This is a genomic window from Metallosphaera yellowstonensis MK1, assembly GCF_000243315.1.
Lineage (GTDB): Archaea > Thermoproteota > Thermoprotei_A > Sulfolobales > Sulfolobaceae > Metallosphaera > Metallosphaera yellowstonensis.
Window position 1 is genome coordinate 19,482 of the sequence record NZ_JH597761.1, and the last position, 16,314, is coordinate 35,795.

18 protein-coding genes are annotated in these 16,314 nt (G+C 49.7%); 8 read left to right on the plus strand and 10 right to left on the minus strand.

Annotation, left to right across the window (positions count from 1 at the left end; genetic code table 11):
* From METMK1DRAFT_RS00875 to METMK1DRAFT_RS00885, 3 genes are all read left to right on the plus strand, one after another.
* A partial coding sequence (locus tag METMK1DRAFT_RS00875) for an RNA-guided endonuclease InsQ/TnpB family protein (RefSeq protein ID WP_048087294.1) occupies positions 1 to 782 on the plus strand: 782 nt, incomplete at its 5' end.
* Between the two features lie 27 nt (positions 783 to 809).
* Positions 810 to 1,781, plus strand: a complete 972-nt coding sequence (locus METMK1DRAFT_RS00880) for a radical SAM/SPASM domain-containing protein (protein WP_009069750.1) — start codon at positions 810 to 812, stop codon at positions 1,779 to 1,781.
* 95 nt (positions 1,782 to 1,876) lie between these two features.
* Positions 1,877 to 2,956: a glucose 1-dehydrogenase gene (locus METMK1DRAFT_RS00885; protein ID WP_009069751.1), complete on the plus strand. Its 1,080-nt coding sequence runs from the start codon at positions 1,877 to 1,879 to the stop codon at positions 2,954 to 2,956.
* 21 nt (positions 2,957 to 2,977) lie between these two features.
* On the opposite strand, the gene METMK1DRAFT_RS00890 is transcribed toward METMK1DRAFT_RS00885, so the two are convergent.
* Positions 2,978 to 3,328 (minus strand): hypothetical protein, encoded by a 351-nt coding sequence (locus tag METMK1DRAFT_RS00890; protein WP_009069754.1) that lies wholly within the window; start codon positions 3,326 to 3,328, stop codon positions 2,978 to 2,980.
* 414 nt (positions 3,329 to 3,742) lie between these two features.
* Here METMK1DRAFT_RS00890 and METMK1DRAFT_RS00895 point away from each other — a divergent pair, with 414 nt between their 5' ends.
* Entirely contained in the window at positions 3,743 to 3,922 is a 180-nt protein-coding gene (locus tag METMK1DRAFT_RS00895; RefSeq protein ID WP_009069756.1) for a hypothetical protein, read from the plus strand.
* Positions 3,923 to 4,539: 617 nt separating this feature from the next.
* Here the strand turns inward: METMK1DRAFT_RS00895 and METMK1DRAFT_RS00900 are convergent.
* From METMK1DRAFT_RS00900 to METMK1DRAFT_RS00915, 4 genes are read right to left on the minus strand one after another with little or no spacing between them, the layout of a single operon-like run.
* Positions 4,540 to 6,066, minus strand: coding sequence for a class I adenylate-forming enzyme family protein (locus METMK1DRAFT_RS00900; RefSeq protein WP_009069757.1), 1,527 nt, complete (start codon positions 6,064 to 6,066; stop codon positions 4,540 to 4,542).
* 37 nt (positions 6,067 to 6,103) lie between these two features.
* A complete protein-coding gene (locus METMK1DRAFT_RS00905; protein ID WP_048087497.1) occupies positions 6,104 to 7,294 on the minus strand; it encodes a glycosyltransferase family 4 protein in 1,191 nt (396 codons plus the stop codon).
* 24 nt (positions 7,295 to 7,318) lie between these two features.
* On the minus strand, positions 7,319 to 8,056 hold the full coding sequence (locus METMK1DRAFT_RS00910) for a PIG-L deacetylase family protein (RefSeq protein WP_009069760.1): 738 nt from the start codon (positions 8,054 to 8,056) through the stop codon (positions 7,319 to 7,321).
* Positions 8,053 to 8,220 carry a hypothetical protein gene (locus METMK1DRAFT_RS00915; protein WP_155812239.1) on the minus strand — a complete coding sequence of 56 codons (168 nt, stop codon included), beginning with the start codon at positions 8,218 to 8,220 and terminating at the stop codon, positions 8,053 to 8,055. The genes METMK1DRAFT_RS00910 and METMK1DRAFT_RS00915 overlap by 4 nt, the downstream gene beginning before the upstream one ends.
* 268 nt (positions 8,221 to 8,488) lie before the next feature.
* Here METMK1DRAFT_RS00915 and METMK1DRAFT_RS00920 point away from each other — a divergent pair, with 268 nt between their 5' ends.
* The gene (locus tag METMK1DRAFT_RS00920; protein ID WP_009069764.1) at positions 8,489 to 9,169 is read left to right on the plus strand and encodes an SRPBCC family protein; all 681 of its coding nucleotides are present in this window, start codon (positions 8,489 to 8,491) and stop codon (positions 9,167 to 9,169) included.
* A 594-nt stretch (positions 9,170 to 9,763) separates the two neighbouring features.
* Here the strand turns inward: METMK1DRAFT_RS00920 and METMK1DRAFT_RS00925 are convergent.
* A complete protein-coding gene (locus tag METMK1DRAFT_RS00925) occupies positions 9,764 to 9,967 on the minus strand; it encodes a hypothetical protein (protein WP_009069766.1) in 204 nt (67 codons plus the stop codon).
* A gap of 237 nt (positions 9,968 to 10,204) precedes the next feature.
* Between METMK1DRAFT_RS00925 and METMK1DRAFT_RS00930 the strand changes: the two genes are divergently transcribed.
* Positions 10,205 to 11,182, plus strand: a complete 978-nt coding sequence (locus METMK1DRAFT_RS00930) for a transcriptional regulator (RefSeq protein WP_009069768.1) — start codon at positions 10,205 to 10,207, stop codon at positions 11,180 to 11,182.
* A gap of 2 nt (positions 11,183 to 11,184) precedes the next feature.
* Here the strand turns inward: METMK1DRAFT_RS00930 and METMK1DRAFT_RS00935 are convergent, their stop codons facing one another.
* Positions 11,185 to 12,114 (minus strand): hypothetical protein, encoded by a 930-nt coding sequence (locus METMK1DRAFT_RS00935; RefSeq protein WP_009069770.1) that lies wholly within the window; start codon positions 12,112 to 12,114, stop codon positions 11,185 to 11,187.
* A gap of 262 nt (positions 12,115 to 12,376) precedes the next feature.
* Here METMK1DRAFT_RS00935 and METMK1DRAFT_RS00940 point away from each other — a divergent pair, with 262 nt between their 5' ends.
* Together METMK1DRAFT_RS00940 and METMK1DRAFT_RS00945 are read left to right on the plus strand one after the other, a co-directional pair.
* Entirely contained in the window at positions 12,377 to 12,559 is a 183-nt protein-coding gene (locus tag METMK1DRAFT_RS00940) for a hypothetical protein (protein WP_048087298.1), read from the plus strand.
* A gap of 131 nt (positions 12,560 to 12,690) precedes the next feature.
* Positions 12,691 to 13,092, plus strand: coding sequence for a hypothetical protein (locus METMK1DRAFT_RS00945; RefSeq protein WP_009069777.1), 402 nt, complete (start codon positions 12,691 to 12,693; stop codon positions 13,090 to 13,092).
* On the opposite strand, the gene METMK1DRAFT_RS00950 is transcribed toward METMK1DRAFT_RS00945, so the two are convergent.
* The 3 genes from METMK1DRAFT_RS00950 to METMK1DRAFT_RS15890 form a co-directional block, all read right to left on the minus strand.
* Entirely contained in the window at positions 13,082 to 13,888 is an 807-nt protein-coding gene (locus METMK1DRAFT_RS00950; protein ID WP_048087300.1) for an amidohydrolase family protein, read from the minus strand. The genes METMK1DRAFT_RS00945 and METMK1DRAFT_RS00950 overlap by 11 nt on opposite strands.
* Before the next feature lie 211 nt (positions 13,889 to 14,099).
* Positions 14,100 to 15,251 (minus strand): MFS transporter, encoded by a 1,152-nt coding sequence (locus tag METMK1DRAFT_RS00955; protein ID WP_155812240.1) that lies wholly within the window; start codon positions 15,249 to 15,251, stop codon positions 14,100 to 14,102.
* A gap of 251 nt (positions 15,252 to 15,502) precedes the next feature.
* A partial coding sequence (locus METMK1DRAFT_RS15890; RefSeq protein WP_009069784.1) for an IS200/IS605 family accessory protein TnpB-related protein occupies positions 15,503 to 16,314 on the minus strand: 812 nt, incomplete at its 5' end.

Genomic DNA, 16,314 nt, shown 5'->3' on the forward strand with positions numbered 1-16,314 from the left:
GTATCTTCAACGTTATTGTCCATAGGGACTTCCCTGAGAAAGTAAAGAGGGTAGTGATCAAGTTAACGCCATCAGGGAGAGTTTACATCACTTTCGTTGTGGATCAAGAGTATCAACTCCCCAAGACAAACAAAGTTGTCGCTGTTGACGTTGGTGTAGAGAAACTTCTCACTACCTCTGACGGGGAATACGTCCCCAACCAGAGACCTTACGAGAGGGCACTCAACAAGGTGAAGAGGCTTCACAAAGCTCTCTCACGGAAGAAGTTCCTGTCACGCAACTGGTTTAAGGCAAAGATTCGTCTAGCGAGGGCTCACGAACACTTGAAGAACCTTAGGAAGGACATGTACATGAAACTCGGTAAGTATTTTGCTGAGCATTACGACGTTCTCGTGATGGAGGACATTCGCGTTAAGCAACTTGTTGGTAAGTCTCTTCGAAGGCTGAGGATGAGGTTACACGACGTTGCTATTCATGAGCTTAGGAGTGTCATGGAGTATCAACTTGGGAAGTACGGTAAGAAACTCACTCTAGTGGATCCTGCTTTTACTTCAATGACTTGTGCTAGGTGCGGACACGTTAAGAAAGATTTGACGTTGGCTGACCGTGTGTTTGTCTGTCCCAAGTGCGGTTGGGTCGCTGATCGTGATCATAATGCTTCCCTCAACGTCCTAAGAAGATCGGGGTCGGAACGACCCTTAGTGCCTGTGGAGCTGAGACCTCTACCCTTTGGGCAAGCCTCGGCTTTGAAGCAGGAAGCCCCGTCCGTTAGGGCGGGGTAGTTCACATTTTCCAATAGGTGCTCTAACATGACTCATAGGAACCTGAAGGCATTGAAGTGGTTCGTGAGCTCTCAACTCCTGGGGAAGTGGTACAGTGTGGCATACGCTACCTTCAAGGTCACATCGAGGTGTAACCTGAGATGCACATTCTGCAACCCTTCCTATTACTCCGGTGAACTTCAGGAGGCTGACACAAAAGGCATGAAGACGATCATAGATAACCTCAGGGACTCCACAGTGACAGTGTTGTCCTTTGAGGGTGGGGAACCCACGATGAGGAGGGACATACTGGAACTCTTGAGGTACGCTCACGACGGCTCATTCTACGTCATGCTCACAACGAACGGGTATAGACTAAGGGATGAGGAGTTCCTCTCCGAACTGTCTGAGGTGGTGGACTTCCTACACTACTCAGTGGACGAGTATCACTGGAACGTCAAGGCCTTGGACGACCTCTGTAGGTTCAGGGAGTACGGGCTGAAGGTCAACGTTCAGACAGTTGTGACCAGGTACAACATAAACACGTTGGAGGAGAAGGTGAGGAAGGTGAGGGAGTGCGGTTACAAGATCCTGCTCATGCCCGCTGTGGACTACCCAGGGGCCAAGGTCAAGCTCTCACCTGACCCGGAACAGTTTTACAAAGTACTTTCTCACCTGAAGGAGAGGTATGGCTCGACGCTCAACAACTCCTGGGGCTTCATAAGGGCCCTCAAAGGGGAGGTGCCGAAGAAGCTCACGAGTTACGCCATCACGATCTATCCCAACGGAGATCTACCCTATCCCGACGACATAAACGGGGAGATCATAGGGAATCTCAGGGAGAGTAAGCTGGAGGATCTGCTCACCTCCCAAAGGGCTAGGAAACTCAGGGAGAGAATGTTGAGGGACTCAGCCAGCTACGAGTACCTCCATCTACAAACGGCCTCGTTCAACAGCGTTAGGGACTTAGCTGGATACGTGAAGGAGATGGCTAAATGGGCCTTTACAGGGAGGGCTTAACTGACATTACGGAACTCGGGTTGTAAGTTATTACTTTGATATTTTTCTGTAAGTTGAGAATCAAGAGATTTATTGTACCTTTTCAACATTAACCCATGAAGGCCATAGTGGTCAGGGCTGGTAAGGCCTCACTGGAGGAGGTAGAGCTCAAGGAAGAATTGGGTAGAGGAATGGTGAGAGTCAGGACTTTATATAACGGTATATGTGGAACGGATAGGGGAATAGTTTCCGGTTCCCTGAAGTTCTCCAGACCACCTCAGGGTTTCGACTACCTCGTGTTAGGTCATGAGACACTGGGAGAGGTTCAGGAGGTGGGGGAGGGGGTGAACTTACGTAAGGGGGATCTGGTGGTCCCAGTGGTGAGGAGAGGGTGCGGGGAGTGCCTCAACTGCCTAGTCGGAAGACAGGACTTCTGTGAGACGGGTAAGTTCACAGAGATAGGGATAAGGGGGGCTCACGGTACCATGAGGGAGACTTTCGTGGACTACGCCGAGAACTTAGTAGTTCTACCAAGGGAACTGGGGGAGTATGGGGTTCTGTTGGAGCCACTCTCTAACGTGGTGAAGGCCGTGAGGGAGGTGGAGTACCTTCAGGGGAGATCCCTTTGGAGATGTAGGGACTCGACTTATTCCTGCAGGGACGCTGCGATCATAGGTAGTGGTCCCATCGGTCTCCTGTTCTCCATGGCACTAAAGACAATGGGCTTCAACGTTTACGTGCTCAACAGGAGACCACCGAGTGAAGTGGAGAAGGACATAACTGAGGCCGTGGGGGCGAGGTTTGTGGACACCACCAAGGAGGTTGCCCCTCTACCTGGACCAGACCTCCTGGTGGACACCTCAGGACACCCTTCAGCCTTCGTCCCCCTCCTGGACAGGATCAAGAAGAACGGGGCGGTCATCCTCTTCGGCACCACCGGAAAGGAGAGGGAGGAGATAACAGCTGAGCAGGTCACCGAGCTGGTGGAGAACAACGTGCTCTTGGTGGGGAGCGTGAATGCATCCAAGGAGGACTTCCGAGAGGGAGGAAACTTACTAACGTTGTGGAAGGAGGAGTACCCCGACGTTCTAGGTAAAATGATAACCCACAAGGTGTCTCCAGGAGAGGCCGTGAACGTCTTGTCGGGGAAACTTAAGGGTGAGATCAAGACTGTGGTTGATTGGACTAACGGTTGAACATCACTCGAGAACTGCTGTTCACGACTTTCCCTTTATCCTATCAAGGATCTGGAGTAGCTCCTCCCTGGTTATTGTACCCTGGAAATACGTTCTCACAGCCTCCACCGCCTCGTCGAATTTCCTATACTTAAAGTAGTACTCGCTCCTCATTTCCGTCAGCGGAGATATCAGTCCCCATCCTACCACGAGGATAGCAGCAATGATATATCCGTAGATGTCCGACAGGGTTGTGGTGCCCGACACAAGCAACTGACCTTTAGATACGGACAGCAAAAGGTCGTAGACCAGGGCTAACAGCCCAACTAACATGAGGGCTAGAGTCAGGTAAAGAATGGTCCTAACCAGTGGATCCTTCATTACATCAGACATTCAATCTATTTATGTGAAGTTAATATTATAGAGGTATCTCCTGGAGAGGCCGTGAACGTCTTGTCGGGGAAACTATCTTACCTGGAGTCCGCCACTCGTAGTTATATTAGAAAAGTTGTTGCGTGGGAATCCAGGTGGTACTCATGGAGGACCTAATAGAGGTTGATGAGAAGGTAGGAAAGTCGTATCAAAAGAGGTTAGAGAAAAATTGGGCATCCGCGGCGGAGTAAGGTTATTTGTAGATGACGAAAAGATTATAACACCTGTTAAAAAGTAATGAGGAATACGATGGAATTTTCAAGGTGTGAATTGGGGTTCGAAAGATGTAGACGAAATTTTAGATGGGCTGAATCCTTTTTCCCGTTAATAGAAATCTTTTTATAACTGTTTATAACGAATTTTCGTTGATAAATAATGACCTCCCACACCGATGTGGGCTATGCCCAAAAGGGTGGGAGTGATTGCAGAGATGTGAGCCCCGTGCCGTTTGGCTCGAAGGAGTCCCATGACCCACCTACCTTAAGTAGGTGGTTGAGGGCTAAGTCCCTGCACTCGATCATGAATGAACATAAAATGATTGAAATGAAAGTGTAGGGATAAACGGCCGTTAGAAGAGCGGAGAAAAAAGTGGTTAAAAGATATTTTAGTGTGAACTTAGTTTATCTTAATCTAACAGTACACCCTGATTTCGTAGATAGGGCTAAATACTGGGTTCTTAGTGTTGACGAGATCGAGCCCAAGGGCTGAGGATTGACACGAAATATTGTGAAATCCTATGAAGCCCAAAACCCCACTTGAAAAATCTTAGACCACAGCAGTTATGGGATTCTCCCTTAGGTACCGCCCTGTAATCTAGGTGAAATCTAATAACTGCTGTTAGACCAGTCATTGTGATTCCCCTAAAATATCGCCCCGTAGCCGAGGCGAAATCTAAACTGTCATCTTAAGTCTAATTTCTCTTGGAAGTCCACGTCAATTAAGGCAAATCTAACGTGTCTCATGAGAAGAGGAAGTTATCCACGATGTATCAGCTTAGGCCGAGATCCTTCACCCTGTTCTGGTAACGCTCGTAGATTCCCACGATCTCCCTTAGACTCACTTGAGGAGGGCTAATTCCATACACTCGGCCTGACCTTGAATGACACAAGTCTGAAGGACAAGCAATCTCACGTGCCCACCTGAGGGACGTGAAAGAAGCTCGTTCCAGAACTTCAGACTTCTCGATCCCGCAACGCTCTCCTCATTATCTTTCCTGAGGGAGTCTTGGGGATCTCCTTCACAATCCTTATCTGTCTAGGAACCTTATAGGGAGCTAACCTATTCCTACAGTAAGTCGTGAGTTCCTCCGGGAGGACAGAACTAAGGGACTCGTCCTTGGGCTTCACGTAAGCTATCACTGCCTCTCCCCTATAGGGATCGGGCTCCCCTACCACTGCGGCCTCCAGAACTCCGGGGTGGGAGAGGAGCACTTCCTCCACTTCCCTTGGCATGACCTTAAAGCCGGAGGTGTTTATGACGTCCTTCTTCCTGTCCAATATGAAGACCCAGCCGTCCAATATCTTTCCCAGGTCTCCAGTTGGGAGCCATCCTCCCTGAAACTCCCCCGACCTCCAATATCCCCTTACCACCTGCTCGCCCCTCACCAGCACCTCTCCTTCCTGGTTAATCATGACCTCGGTGTTGTAGACCGGAACACCGGAGCTCACCACCCCAGTCTCGGAATCCACAGGTAGCTCCCCCGTAAAGGGATAGGGCCACAACGTGGCTGGAGAGGTGGTCTCAGTTAATCCCCAGGCCATGTAGATCCAACTTCCCGTGAGTCCCTTCCACTCCCTCTCCCAAGCCAGAGGCATGGGCATCCCTCCAGAGGACCACAGCCTCATGGAGGACAGATCCTGGCCGTCGTAGGAAGAGAGCATGGCCCTGTAGGCAGTGGCTACCGCCATGGTGACCGTAGTCTTACCCTCCTCCACTACGGAGAGGGAATATGACGGGTCGAACCTGTAGGTGGTCAAGATCGTGGATCCTGAGATTAGGGGAGTGGTGAGGTGAAATATTTGACCTGTGATGTGATAGAACGGGGCTATGCCCAGGACCACATCGTCCCTGAAGTCGAACCACCTCCTGTAGATCGTAGAGGAGGCGAACACGTTCTTTTGGGTTATGGGCACTCCCTTAGGCTTCCCAGTCGTTCCTGACGTGTAGAGCAGCAGTGCCAGGTCCCCGATCTGTGGAGACGATAGTCTCCCAGACGACTTGAAATCCAACTGTTCCTCACAGGAGGTGTTTACGCCCCACTTCTCCTCCAATTCCTTGGGAATGTCACCGAAGGTCTCTGGGTTGGTCCTCAGGGTCTCCACGCCCTCCACGGTTGGGGCCTCACAAGAGGCGATAAGGAGTTTGGCCCAGGAGTCCCTGATCAGGTAACTCATCTCCTGACTCCTATAGGCAGGATTCATCGGGAGGACTGATGCCCTCAGTGACCAAAGGGCCAGCTGTACGATGGGGAATTGCGGAACGTTCTGTGTAGCCAACGCCACCACGTCCCCAGGATTAACCTTCTCCTCTAACTGACCGACTAAGGAAGAGGCCATGGAGTACACTTCCCTATAGCTCAACTTACGCCCGAAGTAGTCTACTGCAGTCCTATCACCGAACTCCCTCACCCTATCGGCGAAGAGTGAGTTCACCGGAATAGGGGAGAGTAACTCGGGGAGTTCTGGGCCTCTCGAATACATGATAAAAGGTATAATTTCCACCTTAAATCCACTATCCTCATGGATTAACTCCCCGGTTAATCGAAAACCTCCTCAAGAGTTTAAGCTCTGTCTCCACTACCTTCTCCCAGGAGGAGTGCTCCCTCAAGAACTCCTGGGTTTTATGGGACGTCCCAACCTCCTCTTTCCCCAGGATAGATACGACCTCTCTGGCCATCTCCTTGATTTCGTCCTCCCTAACCACTCTGACCTCAGGCAGTCTGGAGTACACTTCCCTTATGGCAGGAGTACCGTAGGCTACAACTGGAGTCCCTAGTGACAGGGACTCCAACACGACCATTGAGAAACTGTCATAGTGGGAGGGGTAAACAGTGACCCTCGCCTTAGAGATCAGGTCGAACAGTTCCTTTCCCTCCTTGAATCCCAGGTACTCCAGATTCACTTTGAACCTCTCACTCATCTTGAGGAATGCCTCCTCATCTTCACGATACTGAAACTTCCCTACGACATACAACTTTAAGTCCCTTCTTCTGTTGACCTCCCTCCAAATGAGAGGTACCTCGAACACTCCTTTCTCGGGAATGAGTCTCGTGAAATAAATCGCGTAGTCCTCCTTATCGTAATTGGGCACTCCATTGAAGGCGTTGGCGGGCCTTATGACTTCCCAAGAGGTCAATGAGTCCAGCCCAGAGAATTTGAGGGGAGTTGAGGAGACCGACAGGATGAAGTTGAGTCCTCCCTCAGCTATGGCCCTCAACCACCCCCTCCTCTCCTCCTCCGACTCTAACAGGGCCCTCTTAAGCCTAGGTAGAGCGGTACAGGTAGGACCCCTGAGCTTTATCCTCAAGAGCGTTGACACCTCCCTGTAGAACGGCTCCAACTGAAGTTGAACTCCAACAGGGGCCTTCCTCCTGAGTCTCCTGGCTATCTCGAGCTCCGGCCAGGAGTTACCGTAAACGTAAATCACGTCGTAGTTCTCCTCCCTCCTGGGGATCCTGGAGAGTACCTCCTCCCTGGAGTCGAACTCCTCTCCAATGAGGGGTTCAGCGAGTTCATGTACCTCTCCCCCTACCTGGTCTAGGGTATCTCGAAGCTGTTTCTCCGCCCTCGACGAGAGAGCCAGGTTCCTGGTTGAGGGAAAAACGACCAACTCCACTCTCTTTGAGAGCCTCCTCAACACCTCAAGGTTTCTGGAGTAACCTCCTGTTCTCTCGTTGAGGCCGAAGTCGGCTATAACCAGTACCTTCAAGACGGGTGACATTATTGACAAAGTTTAAATTAATTTGGGAAACTTCAGCTCTGCACAGATTGAGGGATCGTACACCCAAAGAACCTCCACGAAACTCGTTCCCTTGAAGAGGTATCTCCTAACCAACTCCATCTCCTCCTCTCCTATCTGCGACCTATATATTGTGAGTAACCTCTCCCTATCATCGATGACGTCCGTAACGTCCACCTCACACCTAAGTGCACCCTCTGGGCCAGAGTGGTTCACCCGTGACGCGTAAGGGAGATCCTCGTAAAACACCAACTTACTTGAAGGGAAGGAGAGTAGGGCAGCCTTCTTAACTATCCTGTGATCCAAGTGGTTTCCAATGGCCAACGGACTGAAGACTGCCTTAGGCCTCTCTTTGGATAGTAACTCCATCGCCTGGCTGACCAGATGTTCCTCCTCATGAATTCCCTCACCCAGGAGGTTGTCCGGGTACCTCAATGACGTGTCCGGCAGGTTGAGCTGAAGGTATTCGATCCCGAGGGAACGGAAGTAAAGAGAGTCCTCTTCCTTCCTAGTCCTGGAGATGTCTCCTACCTTAAGGTAGGGAGAGAACAGACTCTCCGTGAAGAAGGTTATGGCCCTCAACTTCATACCTGCTCTGCTCAGTCTGATGAGAGTCCCTCCCACAGAGAGAGCTAGGTCGTCCGGGTGCGGGGAGAGAAATAACAGGGGAAAGTTGTCCTCGGAGCTTACCTCTTCCCCACCATAAACGGAGAGAGTTCCCTGAGGTCTCAAGGGTTACACCCCTTTATGGGTGCTATTCGGTCGTGGTCCAGAAGGAAGGAGACTAGTTCCTTTGTTGTTGATACGACTAAGTTGGTGGTCCTCTTAAGGACGTTCAGTGCCCCATTCAGGTCGGAGTGCAATCTCCGTCTCAGGAAGTTGACCAGAGAAATCATCTTAGAACAGCAATTATTAGATTTTGCCTTGACTTCAAGGCCAAACCTAACGAGAAATCCCATAACTGTTGTTAGAAGAAGTAATAGTTTTAGGCTTAATGACTTTTACACCGCCCCTAGAAGGGGGAAGCTTATCATCCTTTTGTCAATAGTAGTTACGAGACTTTCCCTTAAATATCCCTTACAGTCAAGGTGAAGTTAACTACTTCTACTCCTTAAATCAGTCCAACGACTCGAGTTTAATACAGTAGAATTAAAAGGTATACTCATGGAAGTGACATACGATTTTCAGGTTAACGCTAGCCAGGAGTCGGTTAGGGAGTACCTAATGAACCCTCACAACCTCATGAAATACGTCCCCGCCTTCAAGGACCTGAGGGAGACGGATGACGGCTGGGAGCTCGAGGTCAAGTGGCTCCTATCCCTTAAGATGCGAGTTGTCAGACAGGTGACCAGGGATGAAGTGACTTACCTAATAAAGAAAACTGAGGGTATAATTAAGGTGAACTCCTACCTTAGGTTCATCGTTCTCCCAGGGAGGGACGCGACTACGGTGAGACTAACTTTCTTTTACGATGGCCCATTTCAAGGGATAGCCAAGAGACAGGCCGAAGGGTTCTACGCGAGGGGCGTAGAGATCTTTAAGGCGGACATGGAGAAGGGGGCGTCGTTGAGGAAGGAATGGAACGAGGTTGTTCCATCAGAGGGAAAGATATACCAAATGAGGACCGTTCTCGCCAAGAAGATCAAGAGGTATGAGTTGGAATCGATCCTGGAGGAAGCCATGATCAAGAGCGTGGATTATCCCGTGGTCGTGGTGGTGTCTGACGGTAACAAAATGGTCCAGATGAACTTTCGGGGAGGGGACTTGGAGTCCCAGAACGGGGACCTAGAGAGCCTCGGGGAAAACGTAACAGTCTTGGTCAAAGTCAGGAACGATAAACCCTGAATATTCTCGTAACTTGTCGGATAACCTGACCTACATTAACCTAATCGGTCCTTACCACAGGGCTAAATACTTTCCCCATGTAAATAGAAATCTTTTGCACAGCAATTATTAGATTTCGCCTCGACTTCAAGGCTACACCTAACGAGAAATCCCATAACTGCTGTTTTGTATTTAATTATGTTTAATTTTTGCTGATAAGGGAGAGCTCTCGCGCCGATGTGGGCTATGCCTAGAAGGATGGGATTGTAGAGATGTGCGCCCCGTGCCGTTCGGGTCGATGGAGTCCCATGACCCGCAGTCGTCACAGTCTCAGATAAACCTTAAAGTTTATATTATTTCATCGTAACTTTTATACGATGCTAAGACATAAGGAAGTCCGCCAACGCTTAGGTACCTTAAAATGGGCGGGTTTCCCCACCTCTTTCTCACTCCCACTGGGAGTAGGTGGGTTTAGGTTACCCCGCTAAGGGGGCGGAGGGGTGTGAGCGGGTTTCCCCAGACTACGGTGAAGCTCAAGGGCTGAGGATTGGATACAAATTCATGAAAATTCAATGAAGCCCGAACCCCTATCGGTCTCACTACCTTTCAACTCATCTAGTCTGGATAGTAACTCCCCAAGCAACCTATCCTGTAGTATATTACATCACCCTCAATCTTCCAACATCCGAGGTCCTCCAAGAGCCTGACGTTATCTTCTGCCAGTTTCGCCAGTCTCATCAAGTCCTCCTCAGTCATCTTACTGCCCCTGGGCCTCCCCCTGTCCTCTAGGAGCATTATTATTACTTTGGGATCGGTCATCTACGATGAATTTAAGATCATAAATTAATAAACTTCAACCTCCTACCTCCAAGTCGATCATCTGTTACAGTAAGTCAACCTGAGTAGAATTTACAAAGGAGTGCTGGGACGCTCTCACTCGTGGATGTCATTTCCTTTGATGCCAAACTAACGATTCTGACTATTCTCTTGTTATTTTGTCACAAAATTTTTAATACACTACCGCTCATCTAAAATAAGAAGGGATAGAGTTACTTGATGTTCAACAATCTCACGAGGGACATATTGAGAGAACTTCACTTTCCTCAGGATGGAGACGATAGATTTCAAATACCCACTGAGTCCAGCATTTCAAGGAAACTGGGCGTGAGTTTCTCCAGAGTATCCAGGAGAATGAGGGAGATGAGGGAATCAGGACTCATACCCGAGAGACTATCGATGACCATCAACACCGTTTACGTGGGAATTAGCAAGTTCATCACCATGGGAATAGCCCCAAAGGAAGTGGCAAGGACTATGGAGGAAATCATGAGGCGGAATCCTCCTAGGTTTGTTGAGTCCTTCTATAGGGTAAACACCGGACCTCCTCACAACAGTAACCTCGTGGTTATGGAAATTATAAACGATGAGAGAAATTTAAGAGACAACTTTGAGTTTTTGACCCTCAAATTCCCAGGATTCCAAGTCCTTGAGGAAATGACGGTAAAAGTCAGTCCTGAGTCGATCAAGCCCTCCAACGAGTATGAGGCTAAGGTGCTCTCTAACTTGAGAATTCAGGGTTCCCTGGAGAGGAGAATACTGAAGGCTCTCTGGGAGGACACCTCCTCCACCGTTCCGGCCATAACTGACAAGGTCTATCCCAGAGGGAAAATGATGAACCATAACAAGAAGTACAGGACGGTGAAGAGGATTTTAGACGCCATGGTTAGGTTGAGAGCATTTTGGTTCTTCCCTACCATAAACTCCTCCTACCTTGATGACTGCACAATGTTTTCCCTGACAGTGCTTTTAGGATCTAGGGACAGGAGGGAGACCTTGAGAATACTAAAGGAACTCCTCAAGGACGAGTACGTCATGTTCAGGGATTACTACTCGGAAATGATTCCGATGGGTTGTATCTATCACTCCAGGAGAGAATACGAGCATATCCTGGAGAAGATAAGGAAGGAGGGCCTGGAGTTCGTGGTGTACGAGGACTTCAACGGGTTCACCACAGGCAACTGGCCTCTGGAGTGATGTTATCCGCGAAGGTATTTGGCTGACATCCCTAGCTTGAGTGTGGTGATGGTCATGTTATGTCTTATGAGCAGTAGGAAGTAGAGAGTGACCACTACGAAGAGGATCCCGGACACCTCCAGGTTAAGGAACCTGAGGAAATAGGAGACAGCTAAAAGGACGGGTATGGGAGTAGTCCTTCCGTAGTTGTACCTGGAGGTGGAATAAGTTATACAGCTGTAAAACATGGGGGTCATCACCCCCAGAGCGAAGGCATGAATTCCTTGACCGAGGATTAACGATGAAGCTGTGACCGAGAGGGAGCAGATCAAGGTCAGAAGTGGTGTTAGCTCCATCCTCACCTTCCTTGTACCAACCCATAGCCAGACGTAGTACCCCACCAAGATGAAGACGAGGAGTTTGGGTAGGAAGGACAGAAAGGAGAGAAGGAAGACGGGGAGTTGCCAGATTCCGAACTTGGCCTTGAGTCCCATTGTGGCTGAGAATATCCCCACGTTAACCCCTAGGAGGTAGAGGAGCAGTCCAGTTACCAATGTGTTGTACCCCGTGAAGGGAAAGAGGAACCAGACCAAGGATGAGACTATCGGTGACGAGAGGACTAGTAGGTTGAGGGGGAACTTGCTCCCGTAAGATCTCACGTCCCTTATCCCCAAGAGTTCAGTGAGGAATAGAAACGTGGAGGATAGGGCCTGAAACGGGTAAAGGGGAACTGACATTAAGACAAGTGAGGTTAGGTGTAATGGCAAGTACTTCCTGGCAGGGAAGAAGAGCCTTAGGAACATACCCTCATATAACGAATAGGCCCCTATCATCATGAGGTAGGGGTGATCTGAAGGGTCAAAGAACAAGGTGGAGGACCCCAACGCCCAATACGTAAGAGCTATGATCGTGAACGGAACGTTGACCCCCCAGGGTTCGATGGCCTTTTCCATGATATTGGGGGAGAAAGAGGAGGTTAATAACTTCCTACGCTAAACCTTTAGGGCTTGACAAAGACGCTAATATCGCTTTATGGACAAACGTTGTAACCAAAACCGATCTCCTCCCTCTCATGAATGGCGAGGGTCCTCCGAGGCCTAGTGAGTAATATTTCGGGATCCCTAGATCCAAGTTAGGGGATGAGGGCTGAATCCTTTTTCACGTTGATAGAAATCTTTATTATATTTGTTTATAATAAATTTTTGTTGATAAAGGATGGCCTCTCACTCAATGTGGGCTAAGCCCAAAGGGGTGGGAGTGATCTGGGATGTGAGCCCCGTGCCGTTGGGCTCTAAGGAGTCCCGTGACCCACCTACCGTTAAGCTTGGTAGGTGGTTGAGGGCTAAGTCCCTACACTCCATCATGATTGAACATAAGATGAGTGAAATGAGAGAGTAGGGACAAACGGTCAGGAAGGTTAGTGTGAAGCGTACTGGGTCAACGTAGCCGAGGTGTTTTTTAACTTCTCTCCTGCTTTGGTAAAAGAGTGATTAAATCTCATTTTTAATGGATGGCCCTAAATATCACTGATGTTCATATACGACTCGCTGCCGACTTACAACTTACTCCTCTACCTTCACCTCATGGGTTTCCTGGGCTGGGCGGGGCCAACTACGGGAGCGTATTACGTCATGGCTCTCTCAAATACCTGGAGGGATGAGATACTCAAAGCTTATAGGAAACTGTTTTACGTGGAACTGGTCTCCATCTCACTGGCTGCAGTGACTGGGGAAATGTTGTGGGAAATGTTGGGCAGGCCCTCATGGGCCACCTGGGCCTTCCTGATGGCCCCTCCCTTGGGCTTCATGGAGTACTATCACTTTCAACTGACCAGGGACGTGAACAGGTTCAGGAGGGGGATGAGATCATTATCACTGCTCTACACGGTGGCGTTCTTCGTCTTGATGTACATCATGGTGTTTAAACCTTAGCTATCAACCTCATGACGTTGTCACTCATCACCCCTTGATCCTTGACCTGTAGGAACACCTCCCACGCGTGTTTTGCTAGGTTTTGTCCCCTATACGCGGGAAAGTCGCTTCCGTAGATCACTTTCTCCTTTATCTCCGGGAGCCTGGGGAGAACCTTTAGCAAGTTCTTCGGTGGAATTGAGGAGATCTCCAGGTAGACGTTGGGGTAGTTCCTGGCGAGGAAGAAGGCACTCTCGTACCATATGGGCCTCCCGGCGTGAGCCAGTATCAAGTTGAGGTTAAAGTCCTTGATCACGTCGTCCAGCAACATGGGATCCCCGAACTTATTCCTGCTCTTGACTCCCACGCTGGTCCCGGTATGTACCAGGACAGGCAACCTGTTGTCCTGGGCGAACTGGTAGATGAACTCCAGGTTCTTGTCGCCTCCCTCCTCCTCCCTGTAACCATTGGGAGGGAAACCGTGGTGAACGGGGTGGAGCTTTATGCCCACGATCCCCAGGGAGTACTGCCTCTCCAGCTCCTTCTTCACGTCACAGGTCACCGGGTTCACCTCGCCCCAGAGCAGGAAGAGCTCTGGGTTCTTCCTGGAGACCTCGAGGTTGATGTCGAACCCGTCAGAACAGTCCTGACTCCAACAAGGATGTGACGGAACTAACATCGCCTTCTCGACCTCCAAGTCCTGATAGGTCAGTTCGAACCTCGTGTCCTCAACGTTGGCTAGGAAACTCGAGCAGTGTTGGGGTATCCTCCTAAGGAAGATGTGGTAGTGAACGTGGGAGTCTGTAACCTTGATCATAAACTTAGTTTCGGGTCTCATTTAAAACGGTTCCGCGAGTACCGTATACGTCGGGACGTGATGAGGTAATCCCGACCTAAGGATTCGCCCCAAAATATTTCTAATCGTAAGTTACTATATCGCCTTGATTCAGGATATTTAAGGGACAGCCGCACTACTAATCTGTTAAAGCTCAAGGGAACCCACTGCTCAAGGGATCAGGTTTCGGAAGCTATATCTCCAGCTCCAAGATCTTCTTGTGTAGTAACTGTATTATCCCCTCCGCACCGATCAACGCTAGGCCCAAGGAGACTACCGTGAACATTCCCACAGGGAAGAGTACGGGTGCCACTTCCAGGACTGCTGTCCTCCCGACGTTGGTGAGTGATTCGTCTACGCCCAACACACTGGAAAGCTGATCGTCTCCTGCACCGACCCTCAGGGAAGATATCCAGAGCACTTCCAGGAAGGCATCACCCAAGAGCCACGCCGAGACAGCATAAACTGGGGCCCAGGGGCTCGGAACTAGGAGGGAAATGAACACCGAGATCTTGAGGACAAGGTTGAGTACAGCTATCCCTACAGCGTTCTTGTACCTGGTGTTCAAGTACGAGCCCAAGAGGAAGACAGCGTAAGATAGAGCCTGTGCAATGCTGTAGAGTATGCTCCCCCCTCCGTACAACTGAATTATGTAAGGTAAATAGTTAAGTACAATGGCCCCTCCAGCTTGATCAAATACTATCCCTACCACCGCTCCTCTGACCTCCTCCTTCTCCTTCACCAACCTGAAGCCTGTGAGGAACCCCACGTCTTTCCTACCTGGGCTGACCTTCAGCTTGTAAACCAGGAGCGTGGTGATGATGAGGACTGATGAGGAGATTAGAAGAACCTTCGCCCCCAATAGTCCCAGGAGGAAGGGCCAGCTCAAGGTTCCTATGACTGTGGCAGGTTCCTTCATGAACCTGTTCACCGCCATGGCCTTAACCATCAGCTCCTTGGGCACTAGGGTGTACAGGGCTGTGGTAGCCACGACACTGTTCAGCTGAGAGATAGTGGCTCTCACGTACACCAGCACCATTCCCAGAAGGTACTGGTGGGTGAGGAGGCAGTACATTATTCCCAAGATGGTCACAGGCGTTGCCAACCTCGTCAAGGTGTATGTCCTGGCCCTGTCGAACCTGTCCCCTATGTAACCGCCGATGGGAGAGGCGAAGATCCTGGTCACGGGCCTCGAGGAAGCGACGAAGGAGAATAGGAAGAGGTTATGAAGACCCTGTAGGAACAACCACATCACCGTCATCTCACTCAGAGGGAACACTCCGGAGGTCAGAGCGTTGGCGATGACGAACCTCTTGAAGGCCGGGTAGTCCAGAGGGGATGGCATTAAATAGAATATTATATCTCTAAGTCTAAGATATAAGCTATGATGGACTACGACCGGAGCTCTAGGGAACGGTGAGTTCAGAGGATTAAGGTCCCTGAACGTCACCCCTTCATGAAACCTCGCCCTTAAAGACATCACCCACGAGTTCGGTGACCTTTGTTGTGTCTCCAGGCCTTTTCGACGGTGTGAAATGTTCACCTGTAGTTATCGGACTTGCACTGTTCAGGCTTTCTTTGGAGACATGTCGGTGTTTACCCGTGGCGTAACTTACCTTCTTTAATTACTTCTAATTCCGCCACGGGCACCCCTCTTAAGGGATCATACACGGTCACCCTCAACTCATTGGGGCTAGTCGAGGGAAACACCACTACCCTCCCATCCACCTTCCTTGCCAAGTTAAGGGGAGCAATAGAATCCCTCTCCAAAAGAACTTCACCGCTTTCCAGGTACCTAGCGTTCACCTTCAGTACTTTTACACCCCCACCCTCGTGAGCAGAGCCCGTCATCAGGTGGGGGTTAAAAACTTTGATAACTCTCTCAACTACCTGTTTCCTCTTCTTCAACTTCTCACCGTTAAACGGGTTGATGGAGGAGGTATAAGATTCAGAAACCTCCGCGACGTCTATCGGCTGAGTTTTCAACATATCCAGGAATTTAACAACACTCCACTGGTGAATCCTATGCCTAAGCTTATCATTTTTATTGCTCTCCATCTTATCCTTAGACCTTGAGGAGAACTTACCTACTACGACTTTGGCACTTAAACTCCTAGCAAGCTCTGTTATCCTCTTAACAGTCTTCCTTAACACGTCAGTTTTCCTCTCCCTCTCCCTTAATTTCCTCAACTTCTTCTTCATTAACTCGTCCTTAGTTGAGTGCCCCTTAGTGATCTCCTCCCTCCTCAAGGAGTAATTAACCACAATCCTCCCTAACCCAGTCTCATATCTCCTCAACTCCTTGAGTTTAAAACCCTCGAAGACCGCTACCGTGACGTTATTCTCATTAACGTCAATAGAGATGTGATTACCCTCCTTGGACTCAACCTCAACCTCCTTCTCAAAAG